13 protein-coding genes are annotated in these 13,760 nt (G+C 69.8%); 7 read left to right on the top strand and 6 right to left on the bottom strand.

What is annotated here, in order from left to right; genetic code table 11:
- The first annotated feature begins 5 nt into the window (after positions 1-5).
- The 3 genes from ACG0Z3_RS01180 to ACG0Z3_RS01170 are packed head-to-tail and all read left to right on the top strand — an operon-like array spanning position 6 to position 4,422.
- Positions 6-2,123: a GDSL-type esterase/lipase family protein gene (locus ACG0Z3_RS01180; RefSeq protein WP_394395361.1), complete on the top strand. Its 2,118-nt coding sequence runs from the start codon at positions 6-8 to the stop codon at positions 2,121-2,123.
- The gene (locus ACG0Z3_RS01175) at positions 2,120-3,424 is read left to right on the top strand and encodes an AGE family epimerase/isomerase (protein ID WP_394394615.1); all 1,305 of its coding nucleotides are present in this window, start codon (positions 2,120-2,122) and stop codon (positions 3,422-3,424) included. Before ACG0Z3_RS01180 ends, ACG0Z3_RS01175 begins: the two co-directional genes overlap by 4 nt.
- The gene (locus ACG0Z3_RS01170) at positions 3,421-4,422 is read left to right on the top strand and encodes a glycoside hydrolase family 5 protein (protein WP_394394614.1); all 1,002 of its coding nucleotides are present in this window, start codon (positions 3,421-3,423) and stop codon (positions 4,420-4,422) included. Before ACG0Z3_RS01175 ends, ACG0Z3_RS01170 begins: the two co-directional genes overlap by 4 nt.
- Here the strand turns inward: ACG0Z3_RS01170 and ACG0Z3_RS01165 are convergent.
- From ACG0Z3_RS01165 to orn, 4 genes are all read right to left on the bottom strand, one after another.
- Positions 4,407-4,901, bottom strand: a complete 495-nt coding sequence (locus tag ACG0Z3_RS01165; protein ID WP_394394613.1) for a GNAT family N-acetyltransferase — start codon at positions 4,899-4,901, stop codon at positions 4,407-4,409. The two genes, ACG0Z3_RS01170 and ACG0Z3_RS01165, sit on opposite strands and share 16 nt — an antisense overlap.
- Before the next feature lie 30 nt (positions 4,902-4,931).
- Positions 4,932-6,629, bottom strand: a complete 1,698-nt coding sequence (locus tag ACG0Z3_RS01160) for a DEAD/DEAH box helicase (RefSeq protein WP_394394612.1) — start codon at positions 6,627-6,629, stop codon at positions 4,932-4,934.
- A gap of 310 nt (positions 6,630-6,939) precedes the next feature.
- On the bottom strand, positions 6,940-8,958 hold the full coding sequence (locus tag ACG0Z3_RS01155; RefSeq protein ID WP_394394610.1) for a bifunctional chorismate-binding protein/class IV aminotransferase: 2,019 nt from the start codon (positions 8,956-8,958) through the stop codon (positions 6,940-6,942).
- Positions 8,959-8,974: 16 nt separating this feature from the next.
- Complete coding sequence (gene orn / locus ACG0Z3_RS01150; RefSeq protein ID WP_394394608.1) at positions 8,975-9,535, bottom strand: oligoribonuclease; 561 nt, start codon at positions 9,533-9,535, stop codon at positions 8,975-8,977.
- Between the two features lie 48 nt (positions 9,536-9,583).
- Here orn and ACG0Z3_RS01145 point away from each other — a divergent pair, with 48 nt between their 5' ends.
- The 4 genes from ACG0Z3_RS01145 to ACG0Z3_RS01130 are packed head-to-tail and all read left to right on the top strand — an operon-like array spanning position 9,584 to position 12,817.
- Positions 9,584-10,855 carry a M48 family metallopeptidase gene (locus ACG0Z3_RS01145; protein WP_394394607.1) on the top strand — a complete coding sequence of 424 codons (1,272 nt, stop codon included), beginning with the start codon at positions 9,584-9,586 and terminating at the stop codon, positions 10,853-10,855.
- Positions 10,852-11,187 carry a 4a-hydroxytetrahydrobiopterin dehydratase gene (locus ACG0Z3_RS01140; protein WP_394394606.1) on the top strand — a complete coding sequence of 112 codons (336 nt, stop codon included), beginning with the start codon at positions 10,852-10,854 and terminating at the stop codon, positions 11,185-11,187. The genes ACG0Z3_RS01145 and ACG0Z3_RS01140 overlap by 4 nt, the downstream gene beginning before the upstream one ends.
- Complete coding sequence (gene rsgA, locus ACG0Z3_RS01135; RefSeq protein ID WP_394394605.1) at positions 11,184-12,086, top strand: ribosome small subunit-dependent GTPase A; 903 nt, start codon at positions 11,184-11,186, stop codon at positions 12,084-12,086. Before ACG0Z3_RS01140 ends, rsgA begins: the two co-directional genes overlap by 4 nt.
- Positions 12,083-12,817 carry a DUF3047 domain-containing protein gene (locus ACG0Z3_RS01130; protein WP_394394604.1) on the top strand — a complete coding sequence of 245 codons (735 nt, stop codon included), beginning with the start codon at positions 12,083-12,085 and terminating at the stop codon, positions 12,815-12,817. Before rsgA ends, ACG0Z3_RS01130 begins: the two co-directional genes overlap by 4 nt.
- Here ACG0Z3_RS01130 and ACG0Z3_RS01125 read toward each other — a convergent pair.
- Both ACG0Z3_RS01125 and ACG0Z3_RS01120 read right to left on the bottom strand, forming a co-directional pair.
- Entirely contained in the window at positions 12,774-13,046 is a 273-nt protein-coding gene (locus ACG0Z3_RS01125; RefSeq protein WP_394394603.1) for an MgtC/SapB family protein, read from the bottom strand. The genes ACG0Z3_RS01130 and ACG0Z3_RS01125 overlap by 44 nt on opposite strands.
- Positions 13,047-13,091: 45 nt before the next feature.
- Entirely contained in the window at positions 13,092-13,742 is a 651-nt protein-coding gene (locus ACG0Z3_RS01120; protein ID WP_394394602.1) for an alpha/beta fold hydrolase, read from the bottom strand.
- Positions 13,743-13,760 lie beyond the last annotated feature (18 nt).

The raw sequence follows: 13,760 nt of genomic DNA, 5'->3' as shown, positions 1-13,760 counted from the left end.
CATTGATGCTGCCGGCCGTGGCACCGGCGAACACGGCGTTGCAGGCCGTCATGAAGCGCGTGGACGCGGGCGAGCCCGTCACGCTGGCCGTCATCGGCGGGTCCATCACCACCGGCTACGCGGCCCAACCGCCGCGTGAGAACGGCTGGGCGGCGCTGCTAGCGCGCTCGCTGGGGCCGCGGGTGCGGCTGGTGAATGCCGGCGTCAGCGGCACCGACTCGGCCGCCGCCGTGCACCGGCTGCAGGCGCAGGTGCTGGACGCGCAACCCGACCTCGTCATCGTCGAGTTCGGCGTCAATGACCAGTGGCTGGACCCAGCCGTGCGCGGCAGCAGCTACGAGGCCCTGTTGCGCCGACTGCTGACCGCGAAGCAGCCCCCCGCCGTCGTCGTGCTGGGCCTCACGCAACAAGGTAACCAGCCGCGCGAGGCCACGGACCTGCAGCTGAAGCTCGCCGCCCATTACGGCCTGCCGGCGCTGGACTTCGGCCGTTGGATGCAGGCCCGCGTCGACGCCGGCACCGACCGCTGGGCCGCGCTGTACGACGAGCCCGTGCACCCCAACGCCACCGGCCACCAGCGCATCGCCCAGGCCCTGACCGAGACACTGCGCAGCCCCGCCGCCGAGGCAACCCGGCCGCTGCCGGCCGCGCTGCACGGCCGCGCCCACGAGTTCACGCGCCTGCACATGGGCAACACGCTCAAGCCCTACGAGAGCCGCGGCTTCACGCGCGGCGGCGCGGTGCATCCCGAGTGGCCCGACCAGCAGCCCGGCTGGGTCACGACACAGGACGACGCCGAGGCCCGCTTTCTCGTCTGGGGCAGCGAGGTCGCCGTCTTCCACGCCGAGAGCGAACTCGATCGCAACCTGGAAGCCCGCGTGGATGACGGGCCCTGGGTCACGCTGCAAGGTCATGTGCCCGAACGCCAGGGCTACCTGGGCTGGCATTACCGCGTCGTCGGGCAAGGCCTGGAACCTACGGCCCACCTGCTGCATGTGCGCGTGAAGCGCGACACCTGGGCCGGGAGCGGCCGCCCAGCCAGCTTGGCGGCCGTCATGACCGCCGGCCTGCTGCCGCCCGCGCTGCGCACCAGCGCCTTCGAGCAAACCACGCCCACCGGCTGGCCCGGCCTCATCCCGGCCAGCGACGCGCGGCTGCGCTGGGCCGGCCGCATCGCCCCGGCGGCCACGCCGGATGCCAGGCTGCTGGTCTGGAGCGGCAGCGAGCTGCGCACGCGCTTCACCGGCCGCGAACTGAGCCTGGTGTTCTCATCCACGCACTGGGGCACGACGCATCTCACCGTCGAGATCGACGGTCGCACGCTGCCGCTGGCCGTGCCGGGCCAGACCCGCACGACCTGGCGGCTGCGCGAGCCGCTCGGCGACGGCGAGCACACGCTGCGCCTGGTGAAGCGCACCGAAGCGCCGATGTCCGAGCTCGTCTTCCACGGCCTGCACCTGGCGCCCGGCGGCACGCTGCTGGCCCCGCCGCCGGCACGGCCATTGAAGTTCGAGTTCTACGGCGACTCCATCACCGCCGGCGCCTGCAACGGCGACGTGGGCGACGACCAGTACGACGACCTCTACCCCCACGACGGCACGCGGGCCTACGGCGCGCTGACCGCCGCGCGGCTGGGGGCCGACTACGTCGGCATCGCCGTCAGCGGCATCGGCATCACGGCCACCTTCAACGAGCTGCTGATGCCCCAGGTGTGGGACCGCTTCGCACCGCGGCTGGACGCGCCCATCGCCCCGCCCGACCCGCGTGCGCCCGACGTCGTGCTCGTCAACCTCGGCCAGAACGACCATGGCTTCCCCGGCACCAAGGGGCAGCGAATCGCCTCCGACTTCGCGCCGCGCTACCTGGCCTTCGTGCGCAGCCTGCGTGCACGCTATCCGCACGCCCGCCTGGTGCTGCTGGCCGGCGGCATGACGGCCTGGAAGGACGAACCCGCCATCACCCGCGCGCTGGCCCAGGCCATGGCGACTCTGCGCGGCGAGGGCGATGCCCGCGTTTGGACCTACACCTTCCAGGCCTTCGCCTACGCCCACCCACGCATCGACGTCCACACGCAGATGGCAGACGAGCTGACCCGTTTCCTGCAGACCGAGGTATTGAAATGACGGCTGTTCCCGACCTGCGCCGCCCCGACGCGCTGTGGGCCCACATGCGCCACACGCTGGCCTTCTACGCACCGCGCGTGATGGACCCGAGCGGCGGCTGCTTTCAATTTTTCAAGGACGACGGCACGGTCTATGACCGCCGCACCCGCCACCTCGTCAGCAGCACGCGCTTTGTCTTCAACCATGCGCTGGCCTGGCGCTGGTTCGGCGGCCCCACGAGCGACGTGGCGCATGCGCTGGCCTTCGTCAACGCGGCGCACGCGCAACCACAAGGGGGATACGCCTGGGTGCTGGACTGGCACGAAGGCCGCGCCACCGTCACCGACGGCACCAACCACTGCTACGGCCTGGCCTTCGTGCTGCTGGCCAACGCCCATGCGGCCGAGGCCGGCGTGCCTGGCGCGCGCGAAGGCATCGCCGCGGCCTTCGAGCTGATGGAGCGCCGCTTCTGGGAGCCCGCCCACAGCCTCTACGCCGACGAGGCCACGCCCGATTGGCAGATCGGCCCCTACCGCGGCCAGAACGCCAACATGCATGCCTGCGAGGCCATGCTGGCCGCGCACGCCGCCACCGGCGAGGCACGCTACCTGGATCGTGCACTGACGCTGGCCACGTCCATCGCACAGCGCCAGGCGTCGCTCGCCGGCGGCCTGGTCTGGGAGCACTACCGCACCGACTGGACGCCCGACTGGGACTACAACCGCGACGACAAGACCAACATCTTCCGCCCCTGGGGCTTCCAGACCGGCCACCTCACCGAGTGGGCCAAGCTCTTGCTGATGCTAGAGCGCCGCCTGAGCGAAGCCGCGCCAGAGTGGCTGGTGCCCACGGCCCGCCACTTCTTCGACGCGGCCATGCAGCGCGGCTGGGACGCCAAGCACGGCGGCCTCGTCTACGGCTTCGCGCCGGACGAGTCATGGAGCCCCCCGCCTGCGGGTACGCAGTCGCCCCCCCCAGGGGGCCATGCCGGTCTTGGGAGCGGCCCGGCGACCGACATGAAGGTCTGCGACGGCGACAAGTACTTCTGGGTGCAGGCCGAGAGCCTGGCGGCCGCCGCCTGGCTGGCCGTGCGCACGGGCGACGCTAGCTACTGGCAGTGGTACGACCGCCTCTGGGCCTATGCCTGGCAGCACTTCGTCGACCATGAGCACGGCGCTTGGTACCGCATCCTCGGCCCCGACAACGCCAAGCTCACCGACGAGAAAAGCCCCGCCGGCAAGACCGACTACCACACGATGGGCGCCTGCCAGGACGTGCTGGCCGCCCTTGGCATTCAACCTCCGCCCAAGGCCACCGCATGAAACGCCTGCTCGCCACCACGCTGCTTGCCGCCGCAGCAGCCACCCACGCGGCCCCGCTCGAATGGCGCGGCATCAGCCTGTCCAGCGCCGAATGGGGCGAGAAGCTGCCCTTCCCCGGCACCTACGGTAAGGACTACGTCTACCCCAGCGTCGCCAGCACGGCCTACTACCAGGCCCAGGGCATGAACCTCATGCGCATCGCGTTCCGCTGGGAGCGGCTGCAGCCCGTGCTGACGGGCGAGCTGGACGCGACCGAGCTGGCCCGGCTGCGCGCCTTTGTGGACGGCACGACGGCACGCGGCCTGCACGTGCTGCTGGACCCGCACAACTACGCGGCCTACAAGGACATCCACGTCGGCAGCCCCGAGGTGCCCCACGCGGCCTTCGCCGACTTCTGGCGCCGGCTGGCGCTGCAGTTCAAGGACAACGCCCGCGTGCAGTTCGGCCTCGTCAACGAGCCGCGCAACATGCCAACCGAGACTTGGGGCCAGGCCGCACAAGCCGCCATCGACGCCATCCGCCAAACCGGCGCGAAGAACCTCATCACGCTACCGGGCAACGGCTACACGGGCGCCTGGAGCTGGTTTGAAAGCAAGTGGTACGGCACGCCCAACGCCGACGTCATGGGCCGCGTGAAGGACCCGCTCGACAACATGGTGTTCGAGGTGCATCAATACCTCGACAAGGACGGCTCGGGCACACACACCGAATGCGTCAGCCCCACCATCGGCGTCGAGCGTCTGCAGCGCTTCACGCAATGGCTGAAGGCCAATAAGCGCCGCGCGCTGCTGGGCGAACTGGGCGGTGGCGCCAACGCCGTCTGCGAGCAGGCCGTGACGGGTGCGCTGAATCATCTGCAGGCCAACGCGGACGTCTGGACCGGCTGGCTGTGGTGGGCCGGTGGCCCGACCTGGGGCGACTACTTTCTGTCGCTGGAGCCCGAAGGCGGCAAGGACAAGCCGCAGATGCGCTGGCTCAAGCCCTACCTCAAGGACTGAAGCAGAAAGCGCGCGTCGGCGCCAAAGCTGGCCAGCTTGGCCCGCAACGCCGGCGCCAGCGCGGCCGGCTCGGCAAAGCCCTGGCGCTGCCAGTACGGCACCGAGCCCTGTACGGCCACCAGGCTCATCTGCGGCAGGTGCAGCGCCAGCGCCCGCTCCTTCAACTGCGCCAGCAGGCCTGAGGCCAGCCCCAGCGAGCGCGCCTCAGGCGCCACGGCCATGTCATGCACGTACAGCAGCGTCGGGTGCGCCGGCCGCTCGCAGCGCGGCGCGTCCAGCGCCGGCAGCGTGGCCTCGCAGACCGGCAAGCTGACCGCATAGGCCAGCGGCTCGCCGTCCTCACGACGGGCCATCCAGCAGCAGTCCAGCCCCTCGGTCACGGCCAGCTTGGCGGCGAAAGCATCACGATGCTCCAAAAAGTCGACGCCGTAGCAGCGCTGTTGCAGCGCCAGTACGGCGTCGAGATCGACGGGAGTCATCGCGTGCAACTGCACGCGACTCATCGTGAATCAGCGGCCGAAGCCACCCTTGCGCGGGCCGGCCGGGCCGCGGCGCTCGCCGCCGAAGGACGGGCGGTCACCGCCGCCACCGAAGCTGGGCTTGCCGCCGAACGCGGGCTTGCCACCAGCGTTGAAGGGGCGATCGCCACGCGGCTGGAAGCCACGGTCGTCACGGGGCTGGAACTCGCCGCGCGGCTGGAAGCCATCACGGTTCTGGAAGCCCCGGTCTTCACGCGGCTGGAAGCCACGGTTGTCGCCACGCGGCTGAAAGCCCTGGCCTTCGCCGCGCGGGGCGAAACCACGGTCCTCACGCGGCTGGAAGCCCCGCTCGTCACGGCCCTGGAAACCACCACGGTCATCGCCGCGCGGCGCGAAGCTGCGGTCGCCACCATGACCGAAGGGCTTGCCGCCGCCGTGGTGCGGGCGGCCACCATCATCGCGGCGGAAGCTCTTGTTGCCGAAACCCGGGCGGCCGCCGAAGCGGTCACCGCCACGGTCGAAACCCTGGCCCGCCGGGCGCGGCGGGAAGATGCGCGGCTCTTGCGACTTGGGTTCCAGGCCCGCGATCTGCGCGACAGGGATGGACTGCGTCGTGAACTGCTGGATGCGGCGGATCATGGACACGTCCTCGCGCAGACCCAGCGTGATCGCCAGGCCCGAACGGCCGGCACGGCCCGTGCGGCCGATGCGGTGCACGTAGTCCTCGGCCTTCATCGGCAGGCCGTAGTTGATGACGTGGCTGATCGTCGGCACGTCGATGCCGCGGGCGGCCACGTCGGTGGCCACCAGCACCTTCAGGTCACCGCGGCGCAGGCCCATCAGCACGCGGTTGCGCTTGCCCTGGGGCATGGCGCCGTGCAACGGGGCGACCGCGTGGCCGATCTCGGCCAGGCGCTCGGCCAGCCAGTCAGCATCGCGCTGCGTGCTGGTGAAGACGACGGCCTGGTCCAGCTCAGGCGCAGCCAGGATGGACTCCAGCAGCTGGTCCTTGTGATGGGGGTTGTCGGCCCAGTGCAGGCGCTGCTCGATGTTCTCGTGCGTGTCGGTGTGGCTGGCCACCTCGATGCGCTGCGGGTCCTTCAGCAGCTGCTGCGCCAGGCGGCCGACGTGGCCGGCGAAGGTGGCGCTGAACATCACGGTCTGCTTGGTTTCCGGCGTGTGGCTGGTCACGACGTTGATGTCGTCGATGAAGCCCATGTCCAACATGCGGTCGGCCTCGTCCAGCACCAGCATCTCGACGTTGCTCAGCACGCACTTGCCGCTGGCCAGGTGGTCCAGCAGGCGGCCGGGGGTGGCGATCAGGATGTCCAGCGGGCCGGTCAGCTGGCGGATCTGCAGCGGGTAGGGCATGCCGCCCAGCACCGTCGCGACCTTCAGGCCGGGGATGTGACGGCCGTAGGTCTGGGCGGCCTTGCTGACCTGCATGGCCAGTTCGCGGGTCGGGGCCAGCACCAGCACCTTGGGGCCGTAGATGACGCCCTTTTCACGGCGCTTGGTGTTGTCGCCGCGGGCGGCGAGGATCTTTTCCAGCGCCGGCAGGATGAAGGCGGCGGTCTTGCCCGAGCCGGTGCGCGACGAGACCATCAGGTCCTTGTTCGCGATGGCGGCGGGGATGGCTTGCGCCTGCACGTCGGTGGCGTTCTCGTAGCCGGAATCCTTGACGGCTTGCAGCACGGCGGGGCTCAGGCCCAGGGTCTCGAAACTCATCTTCGTTCTTTCAATCAAATCTCGCCGCGCAGGCAAACGCGCAGCGCCGAGGGGCATCGACAAGCCCTTCGGAATCACAAAAGTCGCTGGGAGATCAGATAGCTCGCGTCGTGCGGCTCGGGCAACTACTTCAGCCCGGGTGCGGCGCGTGGGAACAGTCAGTCAAAGCGACGGCTTCATCGCCGCCGACCGATCCGTGTTCGGAGTCCGATGCCCGCGTGAGTGCGTTTGATCGAACGAGGTCAGAGGAGACGTGGAACACCTGGGTTGGCCCCAGGCGAAGCAAAGATTCTAGCCGCGACTAGGGTTTTCACGCAAGCCGCGCCGGCAACCAGCCGCGCAGGCTGTTGAAAAAGGCCAGGTCCGTGGCGCGCGCGAGGTCGTCGCGCGTCAGGCGCGCCTCCAGGATGCGGCCCTGCGCCAGCAGCTCGGCGCGCAGCACGCCGGGTAGCAGGCCTGCGACCAACGGCGGCGTCAGCCACTGGCCGTCCCGCTGCAGGGCGAGGTTGCCGAAGCTGCACTCGGTCAGCTCGCCGGCCTCATTCCACAAGATGAGGTCGAAGGCGTCGGCCGGCCTGTCCAGCGCGTACAGCTCGCGGCGTGTCGTCTTGTGGGCCAAATATTCGGCACGCGGTCCGCGAGTGGGCATGGCGCGGTCGGCCAGCGCCAGGCGCACCGGCACGGGCGTCGGCGCGAAGGGGAACAGCATGTGCTGCAGGCGCCCGTCGGCGCTGCAGGTCAGGCGCAGCCGCCAGCTGCCCTCGGGCTGCGCATCGGCCACCGCCTTCAGGTAGGCGCGCGCCTCGGCCAGCGAGAAGCGCAGGCCAAAGTGCCGCGCCGTGCGTTGCATGCGGGCCAGGTGGGCGTCGCCGCGCAGCGCCACGCCGCCTTCCACCCGCAGCGTCTCCAGCGCCTCCACCGGCGCCTCGGCACGCGCCAGGAAGCGCGACTTGGCGCGCCACTCGGCGATCTCGGCGGCCGGCTCGCTGTCCAGCGTGATGGCGCTGCCCAGACCACAGGTCAGCGCATCGCCGTGGAACTCGACCGTGCGGATGGGTACGTTGAAGGTCGCCACGCCACCGGGCTGGATCAGCCCCAGCGCGCCGCAATACCAGCCGCGCGTGGTGGGCTCCAGCTCGCGGATGACCTGCATCGCCCGCAACTTGGGCGCGCCGGTCACGGAGCCGCAAGGGAAGAGCGCCGCGAACGCGTCCGCCAGCGTCAGCCCGGCACGGCTGACAGCCGTCACCGTGGACGTCATCTGCCAGACCGTGGGCAGCGCATGCAGCTCGAACAGCCGCGGCACGCGCACCGTGCCCAGCTGCGCGACGCGGCTGAGGTCGTTGCGCAGCAAGTCCACGATCATCAGGTTCTCGGCTCGCTCCTTCTCGCTGGTGCGCAGGTGCGCCTGCGCGGCCTCGTCGTCGACGCGGTCGCGCCCGCGCGGTGCCGTGCCCTTCATCGGCTGGGCCGCCAGCAGCCAGCTGGGAGCCTGGGGGACGCCGTGAGCGGCCCGCGCCGGGGTGCCATGCGGTACCGGGCAAGGCGCGGGTGAAGCCGTGTGGCGGGTGCCACACAAGGAGCCCGCAACGCCGCCCGGTGTCGCATGGCGCCACGGCCCGTCGGGTTGGGCCGGCCAGGGGGCGTCGGCGTTGTTGCTCGTCGTTGCGGGCTCGAGCCTGCGGCCTCCTCGACGCCTAGCCGACGCCCCCTGGCCGGCCCAACGCGGGTCGCTCACGGCGTCCCCCAGGCTCCTGGCGCCGGGCACAGGGCGCCAGTCGAAGAACAGCTCGGGCGACACGCTGGCCGCGCCGGCCTCGCGCAAGAACAGGCTGAAGCCGCCGGGCTGGCTCGCATGCAACGCGAGGAAGAGTTGTTCGGGGTCCAGCTCGCCACGCACGGCCCGCAGCCGCGTCGTCAGGTTGACCTGGTAGCAGTCGCCGTCTCGGATGTAGTCGCGGATGCGCTCGATGGGCTCCGTCGCGTCGGGCTCGTTGTCGCTCCAGCCCAGCAGACCGGTCCAGGCACCGTTGCTTTCAGGCCAGGGCTCGGGCGCGGTGTCATAGACGGCGAACTCGGCCAGCGGCGCCGTGGCGGCATGGGTCGCCAGCTTGGCGTCGAATGCAGCGGCCGCCTCAAAGCGCAAGCCGCCCAGCACCCAGGCGCCGGCCCGCGCGGCGGCCTCGGCCTCGGCGATAACGGCATGGACGTCCTCCAACCGCGCTGCCCGCAGCCAGCGCGCCGGCGGGCCTGTCCAGCCGCCGCGCAGCCGCTCGCCATCCTCGCGGGCCAGCGGGTGACGGGGGAAGTCGAAGGCGGCGTGGAGCAAGCGTCCGGCGGGCCGGTCAGGCCAGGTTCAGGAAGGTCGTGCGGTAGTGCGCCAGTTCCTCGATGGACTCGTGGATGTCCGCCAGCGCTGTGTGCGCCTGCGCCTTCTTGAAACCCTCCAGCGCCGACGGCTTCCAGCGCTTGGCCAGTTCCTTCAGCGTGGACACGTCCAGGTTGCGGTAGTGGAAGAAGCTCTCCAGCTCCGGCATGTAGTTGGCCAGGAAGCGGCGATCCTGGCAGATGCTGTTGCCGCACATCGGGCTCTTGCCCTTGCCGACGTACTGCTTCAGGAAGGCGATGGTCTGCGCGGCGGCTTCGGCCTCGGTGACGGTGGAGGCCTTCACACGGTCGATGAGGCCGCTCCTGCCGTGCGTGCCCTTATTCCAGGCGTCCATCTTGTCCAGCGTCTCGTCGCTCTGGTGCACGGCGAAGACGGGGCCTTCCACGCGCTTGTCGAGGTTGGCATCGGTGACGACGACGGCAATCTCGATGATGCGGTCCGTGTCCGGATACAGGCCGGTCATCTCGAGGTCGATCCAGATCAGGTTGTTGTCGCTGGGGGTGAGGGTGTCGGACATGGCGTGGCTTTCAAAAGTCGCGGAATTCTCGCAGCCTAAAATTTGCCCATGTCTCCCCTGATGTTGTCCGTCGCGTTCGCGCTCGCGCTCGCAGCCTCCACGCTCGTCAAGCTCTGGCTGTCGTCGCGTCAGATCCGCCATGTGGCGGCGCACCGAGGCCAGGTGCCGGCGGCGTTTGCCGGCAGCGTCACGCTGTCGGCGCACCAGAAGGCTGCCGACTACACCATCGCCCGTGCCCGTTTCGGCCTGCTGTCACTGGCCTTCAACGCGGCACTGCTGCTGGGCTGGACGCTGCTGGGCGGCCTGCACGCGCTCAACGGCTGGGTGCTGGATGCAAGCCAGGCACTGCCCGCCGACTGGCAGGCCATGGGCTACCAGCTAGGGCTGGTGGCTGCCTTCCTGCTGATCGGCGGGCTGCTGGATCTGCCGTGGGAGCTGTGGTCCACCTTCCGCATCGAGCAGGCCTTCGGCTTCAACCGCATGACGCTGCGGCTGTACGCCGCCGACATGGCCAAGGGCCTGGTCGTGGGCCTGCTGCTGGGGCTGCCCATCCTGGCAGTCATCCTGTGGCTGATGGACGCGGCGGGTCCGCGCTGGTGGCTGTGGGCGGCGGGGCTGTGGATGGGCTTTCAGCTCCTCGTGATGGTGCTCTACCCCACCCTCATCGCGCCGCTGTTCAACAAGTTCGAGCCGCTGGCCGACCCGGCGCTGAAGGCGCGCGTGGAGCACCTGATGGCGCGCTGTGGCTTCGCGGCCAAGGGCCTGTTCGTCATGGACGGCAGCAAGCGCTCAGCCCATGGCAATGCCTACTTCAGCGGCTTCGGCCCGGCCAAGCGCGTGGTGTTCTTCGACACGCTGCTGGCCAAGCTCAACGGCGGCGAGGTCGAAGCCGTGCTGGCGCACGAGCTGGGCCACTTCAAGCACAAGCACATCACCAAGCGCATCGTGCTGGCCTTCGCGATGAGCCTGGCCGGCTTTGCGCTGCTGGGCTGGCTGGCCCAACAACCAGCCTTCTACCTCGGGCTGGGCGTGCAGCCATCCCTGGGCGCACCGAACGACGCGCTGGCGCTGCTGCTGTTCATGCTGGCCGGGCCGGTGTTCGGCTTCTTCGTGACGCCGCTGGCCAGCCACTTCTCGCGTCGCGACGAATTCCAGGCCGATGCCTACGCCCGTGCCCAGGCCAGCGGGGCCGACCTATCCTCCGCGCTGCTGAAACTGCACGAGGACAACGCCGGCACGCTGACGCCCGACCCGGTCTATGCCCGCTTCTACTACTCGCACCCACCTGCTGCAGAACGTCTCGCAGCCCTCGCCTCATGAACGATTTGCTGCTTGCCCAATGTGACCCCAAGGCCCCGCTGCTGGATGCCGACACGCGCACCCGCGTGCTGGCCGCCCTGCCCGGCTGGCTGCCGGATGCGGAGAACAAGCTCATCGGCCGGCGCTTCGGATTCGACAACTTCTACCAGGTGATGGCCTTTGTCGACGCCGTCGCCGAGATCGCCCATGCGCAGGACCACCACCCCGAGATGCTGGTGGGCTACAACGCCTGCACCGTCAGCTACACCACCCACTCGCGCGGCGGCCTGACGCTGAACGACGCGATCTGCGCGGCGCAGGTGAGTGCGCTGCCGGAAGCCACCGGCCAATGAGCCGGTTTAGCAACCTCGACCTGGGACTCGTCGTGCGCGGCCATGGCCGCCACTACATCGTCGAAGGCAGCGACGGCCAGCGCCTCGTCTGCCACCCGCGCGGCAAGAAGAGCGACGCTGTCGTCGGCGACCAGGTGCGCTTTGCCGAGTCGGGTGACGAAGGCGTCATCGAGGCCGTCGAGCCGCGACGCAACCTGCTGTTCCGCCAGGACGAGTGGAAGACCAAGAGCTTTGCCGCCAACCTGGACCAGCTGCTGGTGCTGGTCGCCGTCGAGCCGGTGTTCAGCGAATCGCAACTCACGCGCTCGCTGATCGCCGCCGAGTCGGCTGGCATCCGCATGGCCATCGCACTGAACAAGACCGACCTGCCCGGCACCGATGCCGCCCGCGAGCGCCTGGCGCCCTATCGCGCGATGGGCCTGACGATGTTTGAGGTCGCGCTCAAGGCCGACCGCGAAGGCTCGCGCGCCACGCTGGCCCCCTGGCTGGCCGAACAGCGCACCTTCGTCCTCGGCCCCAGCGGCACGGGCAAGAGCACGCTGATCAACCTCATCGTGCAGGACGCCCAGGCCCAAGTCGGCGAGATCTCGCAGGCCCTGAACTCCGGCCGCCACACGACGACGACGACGCAGTGGTACTGGACCGATGACACGCGCCAGACGGCGCTCATCGACTCGCCCGGTTTCCAGGAGTTCGGCCTGCGCCAGATCCCGGCGGCCGACCTGTGGCGCTACATGCCCGACCTGCGCGAACACGCCGACTGCCGCTTCGCCAACTGCACACATATTCACGAACCCGGCTGCGGCGTGCGCACGGCAGTCGATCAGGGCTTGATCAGCGCCAGCCGCTACCGTATCTACGGCGAGATCCTCGAAGAACTCCAACGCAAAGCCTGGTGAAGCCCGCTCTCCTGCCCCTGCTCGCTGCCGTCCTGCTGGCCGGCTGCGCCGCCACGACCACCGCACCGCCGCCCGCCGCCGAGGGCTGGCAGCCGCTGCACCTGCCCGGCAAGGCCGCCACTCGCTACAGCTGGACCGAGAAGGACGGCCGCCCAGCGCTGGAGGCCTCGTCCGAACGCTCGGCCAGCATCTGGCGAAAGCGGCTGGAGCCGGCGCAGGAACGCGTCGGCGAGGTTCGCTTCTCGTGGTGGGCGCAAGGCCTGATCACCGACGCCAGCGTGGCTGATGTGGATCGCGAGGACGCCGTGGCCCGCGTCATCTTTGGCTTTGGCGGCGACGTCGACAAGCTGCCGCTGCGCACGCGCATGAAATTCGAGCTCGCCCAGGCGCTGACCGGCGAAGCCCCGCCCTACGCGACGCTGATGTATGTGTGGGACAGCAAGCTGCCGGTGGGCACCGTCGTGGTGAACCCGCGCAGCGACCGCATCCGCAAGATCGTCGTGGACTCCGGTCCAGCCCAGTTGCGCCGCTGGCGTGAACACCGCCGCGACCTGGCGGCCGACTTCCGGCTGGCCTTCGGCGAAGAGCCCGGCCCGCTGACCAGCATGGCCGTCATGACAGACAGCGATAACAGCCGCGCGTCGGCCCGCACCTGGTACGGCGCGGTGGAACTCGCCGAGCCGACGCTCAGTGGCGGGGAGGCTGCAAGGGCAAAGGCGCCGGCTCCCTGACCTCGCGGGCCTCGATGTCGACGACATCGCCGGCCGCCTGCGGCGCCGGGCGGCGCTGGGTCCAGGGGTTCTTGTTCATGCGGAATTGCAGGTTGGGCTTGCGGCCCGTCAGCAGGCTCAGCAGCAGGATGACCACGAAGGCCGCGACTGCGAACAGGAACAGGCCGAGGCCGATGACGGCACCGACCAGCAGGACGGCCCAGCGGAAGATCAGACGGACGAGGGACATGGCGCGATTGTGACGGCAGGGGTCAAGCCCCCGCCGCCAGCATGCTCAAGCCAGGCGGGCCAGGAAAGAGGTCATAGCGGCGGCTGCCGCCTTGGGTTCAGCCTGCAACAGCCCGTGCGGCCCCGTCAGCCGAGAGACAACCACCTGGATGCAGGACGAGCGCACGTGCTCCACAGCGGCAGCAGGAACCACCCAGTCTTGCGCTGCCTGCAGGTAGAGCACCGGCACAGTCAACGTCGCCAGGTCTGCTGACACATCCACGGACATGACCATGCGCAAACGCGCATGCAGCACGGCTTTGGGCAGGCGCGCCAGTGCGGCGGACAAGAGGCGATGCGCTTGCGCTGCGGCATGAAGGCCGAGCAAGACACGGCCGCTGAGCGCGGAGGGCAGGACGGCTGGCCCTGGCAACCATCGAACCAGGCCGCGCAACCATGCCGCTCGCGGGCGAGGGTTGCGCACAAAAGTGCAGCACAACACGAGGGCTTGCACGCGCGCCCCCAGCATGGACGCCAAGCGCACGGCGATAGGCCCTGAGAAGGACTCACCCAACAAGACCAGTGGCTCGCCGTCAGGGAGCGCCAGCGCCGCATGCCGCGTCAGCGCGTCATAGCCCGCGTTGGCATCCATCGGGTAGGACACCACCACGGTGCGCCACCCGGCAGGCAGCTCACGCAAGAAGGGCTGGAACAGCATGCCCGTGCCGTCCAGCCC

This window comes from Pelomonas margarita, from assembly GCF_043555875.1.
GTDB classification, from domain to species: Bacteria; Pseudomonadota; Gammaproteobacteria; order Burkholderiales; family Burkholderiaceae_C; genus Pelomonas; species Pelomonas margarita.
This window is presented reverse-complemented; position numbering and strand designations above follow the sequence as displayed.

What these genes read in the sequence shown, in the direction of transcription:
- ACG0Z3_RS01180 (WP_394395361.1), top strand. Translation starts at nt 6, where the DNA reads ATGCTGCCGGCCGTGGCACCGGCGAACACGGCGTTGCAGGCCGTCATG.
- ACG0Z3_RS01175 (WP_394394615.1), top strand. Translation starts at nt 2,120, where the DNA reads ATGACGGCTGTTCCCGACCTGCGCCGCCCCGACGCGCTGTGGGCCCAC.
- ACG0Z3_RS01170 (WP_394394614.1), top strand. Translation starts at nt 3,421, where the DNA reads ATGAAACGCCTGCTCGCCACCACGCTGCTTGCCGCCGCAGCAGCCACC.
- ACG0Z3_RS01165 (WP_394394613.1), bottom strand. Translation starts at nt 4,901, where the DNA reads ATGACTCCCGTCGATCTCGACGCCGTACTGGCGCTGCAACAGCGCTGC.
- ACG0Z3_RS01160 (WP_394394612.1), bottom strand. Translation starts at nt 6,629, where the DNA reads ATGAGTTTCGAGACCCTGGGCCTGAGCCCCGCCGTGCTGCAAGCCGTC.
- orn (WP_394394608.1), bottom strand. Translation starts at nt 9,535, where the DNA reads ATGTCCGACACCCTCACCCCCAGCGACAACAACCTGATCTGGATCGAC.
- ACG0Z3_RS01145 (WP_394394607.1), top strand. Translation starts at nt 9,584, where the DNA reads ATGTCTCCCCTGATGTTGTCCGTCGCGTTCGCGCTCGCGCTCGCAGCC.
- ACG0Z3_RS01140 (WP_394394606.1), top strand. Translation starts at nt 10,852, where the DNA reads ATGAACGATTTGCTGCTTGCCCAATGTGACCCCAAGGCCCCGCTGCTG.
- rsgA (WP_394394605.1), top strand. Translation starts at nt 11,184, where the DNA reads ATGAGCCGGTTTAGCAACCTCGACCTGGGACTCGTCGTGCGCGGCCAT.
- ACG0Z3_RS01125 (WP_394394603.1), bottom strand. Translation starts at nt 13,046, where the DNA reads ATGTCCCTCGTCCGTCTGATCTTCCGCTGGGCCGTCCTGCTGGTCGGT.
- ACG0Z3_RS01120 (WP_394394602.1), bottom strand. Translation starts at nt 13,742, where the DNA reads ATGCTGTTCCAGCCCTTCTTGCGTGAGCTGCCTGCCGGGTGGCGCACC.